17 protein-coding genes are annotated in these 17,571 nt (G+C 49.2%); 7 read left to right on the top strand and 10 right to left on the bottom strand.

Translation table 11 applies throughout. The features are described from left to right. The 4 genes from G3I67_RS03150 to G3I67_RS03135 form a co-directional block, all read right to left on the bottom strand. Entirely contained in the window at positions 1–1,131 is a 1,131-nt protein-coding gene (locus G3I67_RS03150) for an acyltransferase family protein (protein ID WP_163651540.1), read from the bottom strand. 45 nt (positions 1,132–1,176) lie between these two features. After that, positions 1,177–3,093: a phosphomethylpyrimidine synthase ThiC gene (thiC, locus tag G3I67_RS03145; RefSeq protein ID WP_163651539.1), complete on the bottom strand. Its 1,917-nt coding sequence runs from the start codon at positions 3,091–3,093 to the stop codon at positions 1,177–1,179. A 197-nt stretch (positions 3,094–3,290) separates the two neighbouring features. Further along, positions 3,291–4,010, bottom strand: coding sequence for a response regulator (locus G3I67_RS03140; RefSeq protein WP_163651538.1), 720 nt, complete (start codon positions 4,008–4,010; stop codon positions 3,291–3,293). 9 nt (positions 4,011–4,019) lie between these two features. Beyond that, the gene (locus G3I67_RS03135) at positions 4,020–4,658 is read right to left on the bottom strand and encodes an excisionase family DNA-binding protein (RefSeq protein WP_163651537.1); all 639 of its coding nucleotides are present in this window, start codon (positions 4,656–4,658) and stop codon (positions 4,020–4,022) included. A 185-nt stretch (positions 4,659–4,843) separates the two neighbouring features. On the opposite strand from G3I67_RS03135, the gene G3I67_RS03130 reads away from it, so the two are divergent. Both G3I67_RS03130 and G3I67_RS03125 read left to right on the top strand, forming a co-directional pair. Beyond that, positions 4,844–5,656 (top strand): ABC transporter substrate-binding protein, encoded by an 813-nt coding sequence (locus G3I67_RS03130; protein ID WP_163651536.1) that lies wholly within the window; start codon positions 4,844–4,846, stop codon positions 5,654–5,656. A 9-nt stretch (positions 5,657–5,665) separates the two neighbouring features. Continuing rightward, positions 5,666–7,753 (top strand): sensor histidine kinase, encoded by a 2,088-nt coding sequence (locus G3I67_RS03125; protein WP_163651535.1) that lies wholly within the window; start codon positions 5,666–5,668, stop codon positions 7,751–7,753. A 2-nt stretch (positions 7,754–7,755) separates the two neighbouring features. Here G3I67_RS03125 and proB read toward each other — a convergent pair whose 3' ends face one another. From proB to rplU, 4 genes are all read right to left on the bottom strand, one after another. Next, the gene (gene proB / locus G3I67_RS03120; RefSeq protein ID WP_163651534.1) at positions 7,756–8,892 is read right to left on the bottom strand and encodes a glutamate 5-kinase; all 1,137 of its coding nucleotides are present in this window, start codon (positions 8,890–8,892) and stop codon (positions 7,756–7,758) included. Positions 8,893–8,907: 15 nt separating this feature from the next. Beyond that, positions 8,908–10,026 carry a GTPase ObgE gene (gene obgE / locus G3I67_RS03115; protein ID WP_163651533.1) on the bottom strand — a complete coding sequence of 373 codons (1,119 nt, stop codon included), beginning with the start codon at positions 10,024–10,026 and terminating at the stop codon, positions 8,908–8,910. A 69-nt stretch (positions 10,027–10,095) separates the two neighbouring features. Next, complete coding sequence (gene rpmA, locus G3I67_RS03110; protein WP_163651532.1) at positions 10,096–10,356, bottom strand: 50S ribosomal protein L27; 261 nt, start codon at positions 10,354–10,356, stop codon at positions 10,096–10,098. A 43-nt stretch (positions 10,357–10,399) separates the two neighbouring features. Then, positions 10,400–10,711, bottom strand: coding sequence for a 50S ribosomal protein L21 (gene rplU, locus G3I67_RS03105; RefSeq protein ID WP_163651531.1), 312 nt, complete (start codon positions 10,709–10,711; stop codon positions 10,400–10,402). A 172-nt stretch (positions 10,712–10,883) separates the two neighbouring features. Between rplU and G3I67_RS03100 the strand changes: the two genes are divergently transcribed. The 4 genes from G3I67_RS03100 to G3I67_RS03085 all read left to right on the top strand — a co-directional run bounded on the left by G3I67_RS03100 (position 10,884) and on the right by G3I67_RS03085 (position 14,253). Beyond that, positions 10,884–11,810, top strand: coding sequence for a polyprenyl synthetase family protein (locus G3I67_RS03100; protein WP_163652076.1), 927 nt, complete (start codon positions 10,884–10,886; stop codon positions 11,808–11,810). A gap of 32 nt (positions 11,811–11,842) precedes the next feature. Beyond that, entirely contained in the window at positions 11,843–12,481 is a 639-nt protein-coding gene (locus G3I67_RS03095) for a LysE family translocator (protein ID WP_163651530.1), read from the top strand. Positions 12,482–12,527: 46 nt separating this feature from the next. Next, positions 12,528–13,760, top strand: a complete 1,233-nt coding sequence (locus G3I67_RS03090) for a patatin-like phospholipase family protein (protein ID WP_235931651.1) — start codon at positions 12,528–12,530, stop codon at positions 13,758–13,760. Between the two features lie 94 nt (positions 13,761–13,854). Next, entirely contained in the window at positions 13,855–14,253 is a 399-nt protein-coding gene (locus G3I67_RS03085; protein ID WP_163651529.1) for a hypothetical protein, read from the top strand. Positions 14,254–14,357: 104 nt separating this feature from the next. Here G3I67_RS03085 and G3I67_RS03080 read toward each other — a convergent pair whose 3' ends face one another. Next, on the bottom strand, positions 14,358–14,807 hold the full coding sequence (locus G3I67_RS03080; protein WP_163651528.1) for a cupin domain-containing protein: 450 nt from the start codon (positions 14,805–14,807) through the stop codon (positions 14,358–14,360). Positions 14,808–15,253: 446 nt separating this feature from the next. On the opposite strand from G3I67_RS03080, the gene G3I67_RS03075 reads away from it, so the two are divergent. Then, on the top strand, positions 15,254–16,381 hold the full coding sequence (locus tag G3I67_RS03075; protein WP_163651527.1) for a linear amide C-N hydrolase: 1,128 nt from the start codon (positions 15,254–15,256) through the stop codon (positions 16,379–16,381). Between the two features lie 155 nt (positions 16,382–16,536). On the opposite strand, the gene G3I67_RS03070 is transcribed toward G3I67_RS03075, so the two are convergent. After that, a complete protein-coding gene (locus G3I67_RS03070; RefSeq protein ID WP_260074181.1) occupies positions 16,537–17,322 on the bottom strand; it encodes a DUF2252 family protein in 786 nt (261 codons plus the stop codon). Positions 17,323–17,571: the final 249 nt, after the last annotated feature.

Here is a 17,571-nt window from a genome sequence, read left to right as displayed (position 1 = left end):
TTACCAGGTCACCGCTTCGATGATCAACGCAATTGCAATGATGGTGCTCAAGACTCCTGTTTTGAGGTTGAGTCCAATCACTTCGGCATGGGCTTCAATATGACGATATAACAGCGCGCCGGCGAAAACCGATGTGCCACCCGCTGCAAGCATGCCAATTGCATTGATCCAGACCCCTGTCGGAAACCACACGCTCCAGAGCGCGTTAAAGCCAATACAAATGCCGTAGTGAATGACAAAAATCGAATAGGATCGTTGACCAATCCAGGACAGCAACGAAGAGTGCGGCCAACGTTCAAGAAGGCCTGTCTGCCCTGCGGCGCTCACCAAGGCTGCCGTTGCCAGAGCAACTGCCACCGGAGTTCGAAATTCGATCCATAGCGCTATAGCGCCCAGTATGGCCATAGAAGGAAATACGATGGAAGATAGATTGGGGCGGGTGGACCAGTAGGCCAACATGCCTAAACCGTAAGCTCCAAAAAAATACGGCGCATAGATTTCATACTCGCTGTATCGGTTAATTAGGAATAGCGACAGCGCGGCCAGTCCGATCATGCAAAGTGGAAACAGGGATTTCCATGCAGGGGCGACCTGCGTCATCGCTGCAGTCAATAAGACAGTGATGGTAAACAACTGAAAGTCGATGGCAACAAACCAAACGCCAGCCGAAAGCGCTTCGTAGCCCAGTATGTCGTGTAGAAGCAAGCCATGGGCAAGCAATTGAGGTATTGTTGGTGCCGCCGAAAGCGACTCATGGATAAACCATGGACGTACAAGCGCTGTGATGAGAATTGCAACAGCGACAGCAAACAGAAAAGGTGTCACCAGGCGTTTGTAGCGCTTGATGATTAATGACAGATTTTGTTTTGTAGATCGGGCCGCTGCTTGACCATCCGGGGTCAGTTGCATGGCGACTAGAAAACCGGCTAATACGAAAAACATTTGCACGGCCAGCTTCGCATAGATATCCAGAACATCTATCAGGGTGGGAGCACCTTCGCGCACAACATCCGACATGGGCCCGTATATCGCTAAGTGATGAAACACAATAGCCAGACAACCAAGAGCCTTCATCGCGTCAAACAAAGGCAGGCGAGATTTAGTTTTGTAAATGCTTTTAGTATCAGTCATAAAAAAACACCCCGCTCTTAGCGGGGCGATTGATGAGTGTGTCGATCAAGTCTTGTGATAAATCTCAGCGCCTTTTTTGACGAACTCTATGGATTTTTCTTTCATGCCTGCCGCCAGAGCTTGCTCGCCGGATTCAAGACCCTGTTTTTGCGCATAATCGCGTACATCTTGCGTGATCTTCATGCTGCAAAAATGAGGGCCGCACATGGAGCAAAAGTGCGCGACCTTCATCGAGTCTTTTGGTAAGGTCTCGTCGTGAAAGTCTTTAGCGGTATCGGGATCCAGGCCTAGATTGAACTGATCATCCCAGCGGAACTCGAAGCGCGCTTTGGATAGGGCATTGTCACGGATTGCCGCACCCGGGTGTCCCTTGGCGAGATCGGCCGCGTGAGCGGCAATCTTGTATGTGATGATGCCGTCCTTGACGTCCTTTTTATTGGGCAAGCCAAGATGCTCTTTCGGAGTGACATAGCAAAGCATGGCACATCCATACCAGCCGATCAGTGCCGCGCCAATGCCCGAAGTAATGTGATCGTAGCCGGGAGCGATATCCGTTGTGAGCGGCCCGAGCGTGTAGAAAGGCGCTTCATCGCAATGCTTGAGCTGCATGTCCATGTTTTCTTTGATCATCTGCATCGGCACATGGCCAGGTCCTTCGATCATGACCTGAACATCGTGTTTCCAGGCAACTTTGGTCAACTCGCCCAGTGTTTTGAGTTCGGCAAACTGTGCTTCGTCGTTTGCGTCAAATCCCGAGCCCGGACGCAAGCCGTCACCCAATGAGAAGCTGACATCGTAGGCTTTCATGATTTCGCAGATTTCGTCGAAACGCTCATACAGGAAGCTTTCTTTGTGATGGGCCAGACACCATTTGGCCATGATGGAACCACCGCGAGACACTATGCCGGTCATGCGATCCGCGGTCATCGGAATATAGGGCAGACGCACACCCGCGTGGATAGTGAAGTAATCCACACCTTGTTCGGCCTGCTCGATTAGTGTGTCGCGGAAAATTTCCCAAGTTAAATCTTCGGCCTTGCCATCCACTTTCTCCAGTGCCTGATAGATAGGCACGGTGCCGATCGGTACTGGAGAGTTACGGATGATCCATTCACGCGTTTCGTGAATATGTTTGCCGGTGGACAAGTCCATGACTGTGTCACCACCCCAGCGAATTGCCCAAGTCATCTTCTCGACTTCTTCACCAATTCCCGAGCTCACGGCCGAATTGCCAATGTTGGCATTTATCTTGACCAGGAAATTACGGCCAATCGCCATGGGCTCAACTTCAGGGTGATTGATGTTTGCGGGGATGATGGCACGTCCGCGTGCAATCTCGTCTCGGACGAATTCCGGTGTGATCGACGCCGGAATCGAAGCGCCGAAGGATTCGCCCGGGTGTTGACGCAGCATGCGACGAGCGAGCTTTTCGCCTTCGGGACCACTTGCGCGCAAGGATTCGATATATTGCTCGCGGCGAAGATTTTCGCGGATTGCGACAAATTCCATCTCGGGCGTGACTATGCCGCGGCGAGCGTAATGCATTTGAGACACATTTGCGCCGGCTTTCGCGCGCCGGGGATGGCGGCGCAGGTCAAAACGCATTGCAGTCAGTTTTGGATCGGTCAAGCGTTGTTTGCCATATTCACTTGTCGGGCCGCTCAATAATTCGGTGTCACCACGCTCTTCAATCCATGCGCGTCGCAGCTCAGGCAGACCTTTGCGAATATCGATTTTGACCGCAGGGTCGGTGTAAGGGCCGCTGCAGTCATAAACCGTCAAAGGAGGATTTTTTTCGCCCCCGAAAGAGGTAGGCGTGTCATCTTGAGAAATTTCTCGAAAAGGGACGCGGATGTCGGGACGAGAGCCGATCTGATAGATTTTGCGTGATTGAGGCAGTGGCGCGACGGCTGCTGCATCCACTTCAGCGGTCGCTGCTAGAAACTTAGGGTTGGCATTCATTGAAACGCTCCAAACAAATTAGCTGGAGCCGAATCGGGATGGATTCCGGCGATGCCGGAATGCGCTCCCAGCATCGGCATTATCCGTACTGGTACGAAGGGTATTTCTCAACCTGGCAGAACCTATGCGCCAAGTACCCCCGCAAGACCTGCTAAGTATAGGGTATCTTGCGGCCCTCGTGCGAAGTGCGATTCAAACTACTGCCGAGAGTCGATCAGTTGTTTAAGCTCTGCGCGCAGATTGTCCCATTGGCGGGCGATTTGGATGGCGACCGGATTGTTGAGGGCAAGGTCATGCTCCAGGGCGAGTGACAGCTCATGCGCGCGCTGCTCCCCAAGAAGTAAAAGGACAGATTTCAGGCTGTGCGCAAGCTGGTGCAGAGAGGGAAATGCTCCAGCCGCCACCAGGCGATCTCCTAGATCGATATCAGCGGCAAGAAGGGTAAGCGACTGGGACTTGAATTGCTCGAATAGTGTACGTTGACCACCAAAATATTGATCAATCGCTTCACGCGCACTCGGAGAAGGTTGTGTAACTTGAAGTGGAGTTTCGACAAAGATCGCTTGTAAATCACCGACCGAAACCGGTTTGAGTAATCGTTTTGTTACCCCAAGAAATTCAAGCTCTTCAATCATTGCTGCGTTGATGCCTGCGCTCAGGGCAATCACTTCAGCCCCATAGGATATGGTGTCATCTTGACGTAGCTTACGGATAAAGCTCAATCCAGACTCTCCCGGAAGCATGAGGTCTGTCAGGATGAAGTCAAACCGATTTAGTTTGAGAGCAGATAAGGCTTGACTCACATTTTGACAGCAGACAATTTCATGCCCAGTCTCATCCAGTGCAAGTGATACGAACCGCTGCATTAGCGGGTCATCTTCAAGCAAGAGAATTTTGTAAGCAGGCAACTGTGCCAAACAAGTCACCTATGTCGACAGGTGCTGAACGATCTGGGTATTAAGCAGAGGGACCAACTCGTTGACCAAATTGGTTTTATGTATCACCGGTAATCCCTTGAGGGCAAACTCGTAAGGAAGAAGTTGTCCTTTGTTCAGGCCCGTAACGATAATGAGCTTGCAACGAGCAAATTGGGGGTCCGATTTCAGGGTGGAAATCAACGCTGCCCCATCGATGCCGGGAAGCAAAATGTCGACTAGCAGAAAGTCAGGCTGAATCTGACCGAACTTTGTGAGCCCCGATATGCCATCGCTTGCCAGATGCAGGCTGGCATTCGGAAAGTGCTGCTTGATCAGCAGTGCAACCAGATTTTGAAAGTGGGCAGAATCCTCAATCAGCAAAATCTTGCATTCTTTGGGTTTGGTGCCTGCATGCGTATGGGATGTTTGACTGCTATTACCCATGGGATCTCTTTGGCGCGAAGCCAACCAGCGCATGACTGACTCATGCACGATTCGACGATGTCCTCCCGATGTGCGCCAAGCTTCCAGCTCGCCTCGATCAACCATAAGTTGTACGGAACGTACTGCAAGTCCGAGCATTTGAGCGACTTCGATCGTGGAGAGGTATTCCGGCGTTTGATTAGAAGGGTCTTGGGAGGAGGTCATCGGTCGCAGAAAAAGGGAAGTCGATCGAAAATACTCAAAAAATGAAATAATTGACTAAAGTAACCGAAATAGTAATTCTGATTTTGACAGGTTTCAATTTTTAACGAAAGATTCACGGAATTTAACGAAAAATTCCCCTAAAGGGCTGAATGAGCATTCGGAGCTTCTGTCATTTCCTGTTGCGAATGAGTGCATCTGCCACCGTACCGGTCTGGTCGCGAAGGCTCGTGGTCAGTGCCGTATTGGTTTGCGCTTCGATGAGTGCTTACGCAGGTGAAGTGCTTGACCGTATTCGGGACGAACATTCTTTGAAAGTTTGCATCTGGCCCTTGCGAAAGGGACTTTTGCTGCGGGATTGGCGAACACAGTCTTTAAGTGGTGTGGATTTCGAGCTTTCTCAGGAGCTGGCGAAAAGTCTTGGAGTCCGTGTCGAGTATATTGATTCGACCTACTCTTCAATGCAAGACGACCTAGAGCAAAGTCGATGTGACATAGCCATGTTTGGCCTAACAATCCGCCCAGTTTCACCTGACTGGCCAATCGCATACAGCCGACCCTATTTGTATAGCAGTGTTTATGCCGTAGTTATGAAAGGTAATCGGTTAATCAGTACTTGGAAGGATGTTGATCAGAAAGGGGTGATGATTGGTGTTCTGGATAGATCGATTGCGCAATCTTGGATTCGCGAGCATTTCAAGCTGGCAACGACTGTTTTGGTCAGTAGCCCGATTGCTCGGGAAAAGGATTTGCAGGCCGGTCGCATCGATCTGTTTTTGACGGATCAAATTTTTGGATTGCGCGTTGTCGAGGTGTTCGACTGGGTCAGCGTCTTGCCCCCGCGACCTGATGGCCCTAAGTTGCCTTTCGGATATGCGGTCAAGGCAAATGATGATCAGTGGCTGCAATGGGTCAATCAGTTCATTGACACCGTTCGCCGGGATGGGCGTCTGGCTGCTGCAGCGAAGCGCCATGGATTGACTTCCATGCTGGAAGAATAGGGCAACGCCATGCCTCATCGATTCACTTCATCTGCTATCGTGTCTCCCAGGCAAAAAGTCTGGTTGCTCGCGTTGGCGCTGGCGCTACTTGCTTGCTTGACGGTTGTCTGGGTCGCCTTATACGAAAAAAATGTCATCGTTCGTAATGAGCGCGATCGGGCTGCACTTTTTACGCGCGTATTGGAGGATCAGGTTTCCAGAACGCTGGAGCAATCGTCACAAGCTACATCCGAGCTTGTGGACGAGTTGAGCTTAGTTGCGCCTGGGAATCTGGATAAGCTTAGGCCGTTTCTGCAAAAAGCACTTGCATCGGTTAGTGCGGTTCGGAGTCTGAGTATTGTTGATAAAGATGGACGAATCGTATTGTCGAGCCATCTTCCCGATGAGGGCGTACGGGTTGATATTAAAAAAATGGATCCTGTGCCCCGAGCCGGTTATGTCGAGCTGGGTCCGATTTTATCCGTACGATTTCTAGGTGAGCTTGATTGGCCGCATGCTCAAGACAAGGTTGTGGTTTATTCATTACCGATGATTCGATATATCGAAGGTTATGCCGGTAATCAATACTATCTTGTGACACTACTAAACCCGGATTACCTCTCGAATATGCAGGCGTTGTCTCTGGGAGATACTGGCTATTCGGCCTATCTTGTCCTGACAAAGTCCAGCCAGATCGTCGCAAGTTACAACGGTATCGGCAAACCGGGAGATTCTCTCGACTTGGGGGTGGGCTTGCCAGGTAATGCTCAGCCTCGCGTGTATGGAACCTACACTTATACTGAAACTGAGTTTGGATCCCAAGGTCAGTTGATCGCTTTGCGAAGCTCGCGTAATTGGCCTGTGACAACAATTGTCGAGCGCCCAATGATTCGAGTGCTGGATGAATGGCTGAGCGTATTGATCTGGTTCGCGCTCGTGGCCGGAATCGCCTCCCTGGTGATTTTCATTATGGCCATTCTGGCGATGCGAAGCATTCGCGCAAGGGATCGCGCTCAAAGCCGACTCGTCGAACAGTTGTCCTTTACGGAAAAGCTGCTTGAGATCAGTCCGTTGCCCATTTATCTGGTTGATGAGCAAGGCGTAATCATGATCGTCAATCAAGCACTTGAATCATTTATAGGGTTAAAGCGTGAGCAATTGTTGAATCAACCAACTTCGCACTTTTTGTCCGAAGCTGATCAGCAATCGCTCGAAATGAACAATCAACTTCTTCTTAATAAAGGCGGTCACGTTAGCTATGAGCGTCGCCTCGTGATGCCAGATGGCGCGCAAAGAGATGTGTTGTTGAACAAAGTTGTTGTTTCTAACGATGATGGATTGCCCAGAGGGGTCTTGACAGTCATTATGGACGTGACCAGATTCAGGGATGCCGAACGGGCAACATTGCAGGCTCGCGATGCAGCGGAAAACGCCTCTCGCTCGAAGTCGGAATTTATCTCGAATATGAGTCATGAGCTCCGAACGCCCCTACAGTCCATACTTGGGTTTTCCGAGCTCGGTCTGATGCGGCTGAAAGAAAATGACAAAGTGGCCGGAATGTTGCACGACATCCACAGCTCCGGGCAGAGAATGCTCACCCTTGTGAACGATTTGCTGGATATCGCCAAGATCGAAAGTTCGACTCACCAGGTTGTATATAGCGACGTTGATTTGCGTCATTTGCTTGATACCGTCATGAGAGAGCTGGAGCCGCAAAAGCTAGTGAATCATTTGACGTTTGATGTCAAAGGGTTGGAGCGTGCAGTGGTGGTGCATGCCGATGTTCAAAGACTTCATCAGGCGATACGAAATGTTCTTGCCAACGCAATCAAGTTTTCCCCGCAGGGATCGAAAATAGAGCTTAAATTAGAGCTGCTGGATATGGCTCGGATCGGACTGACCGTGATGGATAATGGATGCGGAATTCCCGAAGATGAACTAGAAAAGATTTTTGATCCCTTTGTACAGTCCTCGCTGACCAAGGACGGCTCGGGGGGAACCGGACTTGGCCTGGCGATATGCCGCAGAATTCTACAGGCGCATGGCGGTTCGATATATGCGTACAACCGCCCTCAGGGTGGTGCAGCCTTTCATATCGAATTACCGATTCAAGGCTGATTCTAGAGCGTGATCAAATTGTCGCGGTGAATGAGTTCCGGTTCACCGATTTGTCCCAGAATTTCTTCGATTTTGTTTGACGGCTGACCCATGATACGTCGTGCATCTGCAGATGAGTAATTAGTCAAGCCGCGTGCGCACTCTTTTCCCTGAGAGTCGACACAGGCCACAACATCACCCGGCTCGAATTCACCTTCAATGTTACGAACGCCGACTGGCAATAGGCTTTTGCCATCACCCTTGAGTGCGTTGACAGCTCCCGGATCAAGCACAAGTCTGCCGCGTAGTCGCAAATGATCGGCCATCCACTGTTTGCGTGCGGATAAAACAGGTGTGTCGGCGCGTAATTCCGAGCCGATGCTTTCGCCGGATGCGAGGCGTACCATGACGTTTTCTTCGCGTCCGGAAGCAATGATGGTGTGTGCCCCACTGCGTGCGGCTCGTTTGGCGGCGAGGATCTTGGTCAGCATCCCGCCCTTGCCGATGCCGCTGCCCGAGCCGCCCGCCATGACCTCGAGGGATGGGTCACCGGCTTTACCGTGGGAGACAAAGCGCGCCTGAGGATCTTTGCGCGGATCGGCTTCGTAAAGTCCTTTTTGATCGGTCAAAATCACCAATGCATCCGCATCAATCAGATTGGTGACGAGTGCGCCAAGCGTATCGTTATCCCCCACAGCGATTTCGTCGGTGGCGACAGTGTCGTTTTCGTTAACGATCGGCACAACGCCTAATCGCAGTAACGCAAGTAGCGTGGATCGCGCATTCAGGTAGCGTTGACGATCTGCCAGATCTTCGTGAGTCAGCAAAATCTGTGCTGTACGTAATTGATGGGCAGCAAATGCTTGCTCGTATGCTTGCGCGAGACCCATTTGACCTACTGCAGCCGCGGCCTGGAGTTCATGCATCGATGTTGGGCGCTTGGACCATCCCAGGCGAGCCATGCCTTCGGCGATTGCGCCGCTTGAAACCAGCACCACCAGCTTATCTTGCGAACGTAACGCCGCGATCTGTTGTGCCCAGTGAGCAACTGCTTCGCGATCAATCCCTTGCCCGTCATTTGTGACAAGGGATGAGCCGACTTTTGCTACGATTTTCTTTGCATGCGCAAGAACTGAGATGGTGGTTGATTGAGCTGTCATGTTTAATCGGATGTTTCAGGATGAAGGTGCATCATCGATATTGTTGCGAGCCTGGTCAAAGCGCGGGTCTTCGATATGAGTTCCGGATGCGCGATCTTCCGCGATGTTGTCTTCGTGTCGATAGGCATCGATGGCATCCTGCAAGTCCCAGATTAATTGCTGAGTGCCATCTCCCGATAAGGCAGATATGGCATATACCGGGCCCTTCCATTTGTAGGCCTTGATGAAGGCTTTTTTGGTTGCCTCCGGATTTTCAACCATATCAAGCTTATTCAAAACCAGCCAGCGAGGCTTTTTATAGAGCGCTTCGTCATACAAGCGAAGTTCCTCGACGATTGCCTGTGCTTCACCAACGGCACGGGCGATGCCGTCTTCTTCGGGATCATGTGACGATACATCGACCAGATGTAGCAGAATTCGTGTGCGAGTCAGGTGGCGGAGAAATAAATGTCCGAGGCCCGCGCCTTCGGATGCTCCTTCGATCAGGCCGGGGATATCGGCGACGACAAAACTGCGCGATTCGGACGTGCGAACAACCCCAAGGTTCGGATGCAAGGTCGTGAAAGGATAATCCGCAATTTTTGGGCGGGCGTTGGAAATGCGGCTAATCAGTGTGGACTTTCCCGCATTCGGCATGCCCAGCAATCCAACGTCAGCCAATATTTTGAGTTCGAGCCGTAGGCGACGGCTTTCGCCCTCTTTGCCTGGAGTCCATTGTTTTGGAGCCCGGTTTACGCTGGATTTGAAATGGACATTACCCAAACCACCTTCACCACCTGCCGCCAGCACGACTTTTTGACCATGGTGGCTCAGATCGAAGAGTTCTTCCCCGGTATCGGCATCGTAAATGATGGTGCCCACAGGCATGCGCAATGTAATGTCATCTGCTGCTGCGCCGTACATGTCCGAGCCACGGCCGTTTTCCCCGTTTCTTGCGACATGTTTACGCGCATAACGGAAATCGATCAACGTATTGATGTTACGGTCCGCAATTGCATAAACGGATCCGCCACGGCCGCCATCACCTCCATCAGGTCCACCCTTTGGGATGAATTTTTCACGGCGAAAACTGTGCGCGCCGTTACCGCCTTTTCCGGCAATGACATCTATGGTTGCTTCGTCGACGAATTTCATGTGCGAATGGTACCGTGAAAATAAAAAGCCCTGCCGCTTGCGACAGGGCTTTTAGTGCTGAAGAGCAGATTACTCAGCTGCGAGGACCGAAACGGTCGACTTGTTGAGCTTGCCTTTCACCGCGAACTTAACGTGACCGTCAACCAGCGCGTACAACGTGTGGTCTTTACCAATACCTACGTTTGTGCCGGGGTGGAAGGTTGTGCCGCGCTGACGCACGATGATCGAACCTGCAGGAATCAATTCACCGCCATAGCGCTTAACGCCTAGTCGTTTCGATTCCGAGTCGCGACCGTTGCGAGTCGAGCCGCCGCCTTTTTTCTGTGCCATTTTTTACTCCTGGTGCTTACCGTGATCCGTTGATAACAGGCAATCAAGCCTTGATATCGCCGATGAGGATCTCGGTGTAGTTTTGACGGTGACCTTGATGCTTCTGGTAGTGCTTGCGACGACGCATCTTGAAGATCGTGACCTTATCATGGCGTCCTTGCGCAAGAACCGTTGCCTTGACCACAGCGCCAGCCACCAGCGGGGTACCAATTTTCAATTGGTCGCCTTCGCCGACGGATAACACCTGATCCAGCGTAATTTCTTGCCCAATGTCTGCCGGTATCTGTTCTATTTTAAGTTTTTCGCCGGAAGCAATGCGATACTGCTTGCCACCAGTTTTTACGACCGCGTACATGGGTTAACCTCGTGTTTTAGAGCAATTAAGAGTGTACTTCTTGGGGTATAAATACCATCGGATTGGTTTTTTGCCAAAGCCGAACCAAGGATTCTAACTCGTAACTATTTGAAAGTCAAAAGAAAGTCCTGTGCTGAAACTCTCTGATCTTCTAGCCCCTGTCGCTGCGGACATGCAAGCCGTCGACGATGTCATTCGTACCCGATTAAGTTCGGATGTCGTTTTAATCCGTACTATCGGCGACTACATCATAGGTGCCGGGGGCAAGCGCATGCGTCCGGCCATGTTGCTGCTTGTAGCCCAAGCTTTGGGCTACAAGGGTAGCCATAAGCATTTGATGGCCGCTGTGGTCGAATTCATCCATACGGCGACACTTCTGCATGACGATGTGGTGGATGAATCCTCGCTTCGCCGGGGGCGTAGCACTGCGAATGCGGTTTTTGGCAACGCTGCCAGTGTGCTGGTGGGCGATTATCTATATTCCCGAGCCTTCGAGATGATGGTGGATGTAGACAGCATGCGCATTATGCAGATCATGTGTGGTGCGACCACAGTGATTGCCGAGGGTGAGGTGTTGCAACTCTTGAATGTGCATGACCCGGACGTCACGCAAGAGCGATATTTGCAAGTCGTGCGATTTAAAACAGCCAAGTTGTTCGAGGCTGCCGCCGAGGCGGGGGCAGTGCTGGCGGCGGCGAATCCGGCTCAACAGGAAGCCGCGGCGGCCTATGGGCGGCATATCGGCACGGCGTTTCAATTGGTCGATGACGTGCTGGATTACAGCGGAGACGCAGCCGCGCTAGGTAAAAATGTCGGTGATGACCTGCGAGAGGGTAAGCCGACATTGCCTCTGATAAGGGTATTGGAGGTGGGTACCGCCGCCCAAAGGGATTTGATTCGTCAGGCGATTGAGCAGGGCGAGGCGGATTTCGATGCGGTGGCCCGGGCGATTCACGATACGGATGCGTTAAATCATGCTCGACAAAGCGCTCTTGCCGAGGCGGAAATGGCTGCGCGCGCCCTGGATGTCTTTCCAGCCTCGGCCAGCAAGGAATCCTTATTGGCGTTTTGTGCGTTTGCAGTTAATCGGGATCGCTAGCAGTTTGTTAAGAATTTTTAAGGATAAGTCTCATGATCCCTGGGAACGAATGGCTCTTATTTGCCGGAGCGGCCCTCGTTTTGGTGTTAAGTCCAGGGCCCAACATGATTTACTTGATATCGCGTTCAATATGTCAAGGGCGTAAGGCCGGGGTCATATCCCTTTTTGGAGTGACGACCGCGTTATTTCTTCATGTCACTGCAGCTTCGCTTGGATTGTCCGCAATATTTATTACGGTTCCGTTAGCTTATGAGGCATTGAAATGGGCCGGCGCGATCTATTTGTTTTATCTGGCATGGCAGGCCGTAAAGCCCGGGGCGCGATCCCCGTTCGAAGCGCGGGATCTGCCTGAGGACTCGCCCAGTAGATTGTTTGTCATGGGGTTTTTTACAAGTGCACTGAACCCTAAAATCGCAATTTTTTATCTCTCGATTTTTCCACAATTCATCTTGCCTGAGCGTGGTTCGGTTGTGCTTCAGGGGTTGATGCTTGGAGCGACGCAAATCTGTATGGCCTTTACGATCAATCTACTGATTACATTATCAGCGGCCACGATAGCCAACTGGTTTGCCGGTAATCAAAAATGGTTAGCCGTCCAGCGTTACGTCATGGGATTCGTGCTGGCAGCTCTGGCTATTCGAATCGCATTGGAGCAACGTAAGGTCGCCTAGTGAGTCGCGATCGCGGGTGAGTAGCATTACTGATTTTTGAGAGATTATGAATAAAAACCAGACATATCGCTGGCATAGTGATTGGTTGATGGTAATTATTATGGCGGTCTCCTTGAGTGGCTGCGGCAGTGGTTTATTGCGAAAAAGCGCCGTTCCTGAAAACCAGCATACTCAAGCTCAAGCTGCAGTGTCACCGGGCTTGCGATATGTGATCTCTTCACCTGAAGGTGTTTCGGCCATGATGGCTGAACTGCAAGAAAATCAACAGCACATTAAATCAAGTGATTTAACCGGAACAGGTAATTATTTATTGATATCAGGGGGAGGGGACAAGGGCGCCTTCGGAGCAGGATTGCTTTCCGGTTGGACGGTGCGTGGTGACCGACCCGAATTTAATCTGGTGACTGGAGTGAGCACAGGCGCGCTGATTGCGCCATTCGCATTTTTGGGCTCCAAGTACGACAACGTTCTAAAGTATGTGTATACACAAGTTACGCCACAAATGATCTATAAAAATCGAGGATTGATGGCGGCTGTGTTTGAGGATAGCCTCGGAGATTCGACGCCGCTCTATCACTTGATTTCGGAATACATCAATGCCGATTTCTTGAAAGAAGTCGCAAACGAGTATCAGCGAGGTCGATGGCTTCTCGTTGCCACAACCAATATTGATGCGGGCGTTCCGGTAGTTTGGAATATGGGAAAAATCGCATCAATTGGTACTCCCGATTCCCTTGAATTATTTCGTCGCGTTTTATTGGCATCAGCATCTGTACCGGGGGCATTTCCGCCGGTTATGTTTGATGTAATTTTAAATGGCAATACTTACCATGAGATGCATGTTGATGGCGGAGTGAGCATGCAGGCGTTTATGTATCCGCCTGCAGCAGCCAATAGAATGAAAGAGGAAAGCATAAGGCGTCGAAAGATATTGCAAGCCTACATCATACGTAACGCACGATTGGATAATGATTGGCAGGAAATCGAACGCAAGACAATGAGTATTGTCGGCCGCTCGATTTCGCAGTTGATTCAGGCGCAGGGGATCGGCGACATTCTTCGGATTTATCAGACTACGCAGATGGATAAAGTGGGGTTTAATCTTGCTTTCATAGGTCCTGATTTTAAAGCCACGCATCGCGAGGAGTTCGATACAGAATATATGCGCGCTTTATATCAATATGCATACGATCAGGCCATGAAGGGTTATGGCTGGGCGCATCAACCGCCTGGGCTTGTACGAACTATCGATGAGGATGTGCGTAGTCAACGTCGATAAAGAGTTGCGAAATTTCGAATTGCTCTACAGAAGATATCCCGAGTAAATAAGGATTTATATCTTCTTAATTATTACTACTTACAAAGGGTCGTTTATGCAAAGTGCACCAAAACAATCTGGAGCTAGTCGTTTTTTTGAGATTAACGCATCGGATGTCAACATCAAATTTTTTTTTACGGTGTTGCGAAATTTCATTGCTTCAGCCACGCTTATGGCAATCGGCGTAATGTATATCAGCACTGAAAAGCTTCATCTCTTCGATACCATTGTAAATATCGAATGGATCAACTTGGTATTTGGTTGGTCTTTAATCGCGACAGGTATGTTTCTCTGTCTTGCAAACATATATCAAAGCTTTTTGGTATTTAAGGCATTGGGATTGCCAAAATTTCTAGGCGTGATTTTTATTACCTATCTATCATTTGCTAGTTTGATAATAATATTCGGAGTAGAGCGCCGTATACTGGATGCACTGCAAATCGCCACAAAATAATTAGAATCGATGGTGATTGTTGGTATTGGCGAGGACGCGTCTGGCATGCTTAATCCTGTCGCTAACGGAAAGCCCCAATGACTAATGCATCACATTCTTCTGATTTATTTCTGAAGATTCTGTTTTAATTTTTCAATCGCCAGATTTGCAGCCTCTTCAAGCTCAGGTAAGAGAATCAGGCTTTCTTGTTCATTAGGATCTGTACGAGCAACAACGCCAGTGACGGGTTCACTGCCTAGATTAATTGGTAAATGCGGAACGTCCGCCGGTATGTACAACATGTCGCCTGCGGCAGACTTTACGACATGCTGCAATTGATCGCCAAATAGAGTGTAGGCCTCTCCAGTTAAAACATAAATTGTCGTTTCATGGTGTTGATGCTTGTGAACTTTGGCGCGCCCGCCGGCTGGAACTGAAATTAGATGCATACAAATTTGATTTGACTCAACGGTTTCTGCCGAAACACCCTGGAAATAATTGAGTCCTTGTTTACCAGTTTGTTGTCCAACCGCTTCAATCACTTTGCAAACTTTGGATTTAAACTTATTCGACATAATGGCCTTCTTTCAAAATCAAGTTCTAGGTGCAGCTAAATAGTTTATCTGTTGTTAATCAATTGACAGATTAATACATTGAGACAGGCTTAGGCGTAGCCCTTGATGACTCAACTGACATGAGAACATCAAAGTTTTGAACCGAACTGTTCGTAATTACCAACTATTGTGCCTGCGATATTTCTGTTTGTTAAATTTGTTGGCTCAATTTTCATTTTCTAGTCAAACGCTAGCGAAATGCGCACACCACCGGAATTGTTTTGTTGTACCCCATTTGCACTTAGTGTTAAAAAAATAATACTCATGACGAGTAAACGAATTTAGGATTCACGTTGGTGTCATCACGAGTGTTGTTATGATTTTTATCAAAGCGAAAGCATTCGTGGTTATCACTGTGTCGTTTTAAAAGACATGAAAGCCATTTGACAGATTGAGGGAGGGACTCCATGACGCCAAGAAAGACTAGCCGAGCCACCTGTTTCTACGCAATCTCGCGATTTTTGGCAGTGGTTTTTCTCTCCATTTCCCTGCCTATCGCGCAGACTGCGTCAGCTTGTACAACCTTCCGCGTCGAGACTGAAGGAGGCGGTCAAATTATTGGACGAGCCATGGAGTTGGCCCTGCCGCTTGATAGTCAGGTAATGATTGTGCCGCGCGGGTTTCAAATGTCAGCAACAAATCCAGACCTAAAGTCTGGGACCCGCTGGGAAGTTAAGTATGGTTTTGTCGGGATCAACACCCTAGGTGTGGATATTTCTACTGATGGAATGAACGAAAAAGGCCTGTCTATTGGCACTTTGTATATCCCTGGCTATGTCAAATATGAGCCATTTCCAAGTGACGGTAGTCCAGCCATATCCAATCTAGAACTTTCAAACTGGGTTCTCAGTCAATTTACCAATGTTGATGAAGTTAAAGCCAGTCTAAAAACCATCAAGGTTTATGACTTAGCGCTACCTCCTGCCGGACCTCAGCCATTACATTGGGCAGTGCATGACGCCAAGGGGGGCTCCATTGTCATCGAATACATCAACGGGCAATTACATGTCTATGACAATCCTATTGGGGTTCTGACTAACGCGCCGAACTTTGAATGGCACATGTCTAACTTGCGGTCTCATGTGAATTTAACGAACATCAACGTCGATGAATTGAAGCTGGGCAAAGTTACTGTGCCGGCGATTGGTCAGGGTACGGGTATGGTTGGGTTACCGGGTGACTACACTCCGCCAAGTCGCTTTTTGCGGGCGGTGGCACTTTCACATACTGCCGTCCCCCCCAAATCGGCCGATGAGGGGGTCAATCTGGCTTTTCACATTCTTAACTCAGTTGACATTATTTTAGGTACCGTTGCTGAACGATCCCCTAAAGATCCCAACGAATTCATTTATGAACGCTCTCAGTGGTCTACCGTCTATGATCTGAATAATCAGGAGGCCTACTTCCGCACTTACGGATCGTTGGCAATCAAGAAGATCGATTTGAAGCGGATCGACTTCACCGGGAACGTTATCAAGCATATTCCGATGACCACAAAGTTAGAAACAATCGATGTCACTGCTGACGCAAAATAAATTTTTGCAAATCTCAATAAAATCAATTTCGAGTAGCCTTTTCTTATAAAGGCATCAGCGGCGCCAGGGGCATAGGCGTTGAACTACTTTCGCTCTGTTTAGCTACGCAACTAAATACAATTGATCTGAATACGTACAAAATTTGATTCGCGTCATCAGATCGATAGATCGGCCCTAAAGTCTTCGTCGGATTGTGCCTTCAGTGTCCCATTACGACAGGCGGTTCGAAACGCCTCATAATCCTTCTCCACAACATCAGCATAATTGTTTGCATAACGAACGACTGCTTCTGCAAAATCTTGATTATTTCCGAGATAGCCTGTCACTTGGGGTGCCATGCCACCAGCCCTTGCGTGCGCATGAGAAAGAATGTCACAACATAGCCAAGCGTAACGCCCAAACATCAGTTCACTAAATAGTTCAATTTGGGCAGCCACTTTCATGTCACGGAGTTGCCGAAAGTAATATTCATAACCCAATGAGCCTTTTGCCCATCCAAGAAAACTGTCGCTTGCCGATTGCATTAAACGCTGTCCATAGACTATTTTTTGGCCGCGTTGAATTTTGTCGTGCTTTTTTTGTGGAAAATAAGGAGAAAGCACAGATGGGAGAGCCTGCTTTATTTGAATGAAGAGCGGATTATCAAGCGAATCAGTAACTAATAAAGCCAGGCATCTGGTGCCGACGCTGCCGACGCCTACGACTTTAAAGGCCAAATCCTGAAAGTTAAATCGAGATAGCAAAAGCTGATGGCTTGGGGTGAGTGTTTTAAGGTACTTTTTAAAGAGGACATTAATGGCTTTTTTTTCATCAACATACATCCACTTATCATCAGGAGCAATTAACGTTGCCCGCCCCTGAATATGAAATGTCTCGGGTGGATCGTCATTTAATACCCAAGATCCATTGACCTTTTTAGCCATTTTAGGAAGTAGGCGCAGGGCGAGTGTTTGAAGGTGTCGTGTTAAACGACAGTTGATATTGCGAACGTCTCTAGTTACGGGATGCTTAATTATTTACTGCAATAAAGACGAAGTTATTAAGCGAGCGATTTCATTATGAAATCGTTAATCATTTTAATTTTGTTCATTGAAATGATGTTCAGAGTCCTCTAAATTTAGGGCGCGCAGAATATTTATCACGTATGCCACGATATAAATGTCCTGTATAGATGAGGGACATACGTCTTC

Origin of the sequence: Sheuella amnicola (assembly GCF_010499255.1) — a bacterium.
GTDB classification, from domain to species: Bacteria; Pseudomonadota; Gammaproteobacteria; order Burkholderiales; family Burkholderiaceae_B; genus Zwartia; species Zwartia amnicola.
Note: the sequence above shows the minus strand (reverse complement) of the source record. Positions and strands in the feature narration are given on the sequence as shown.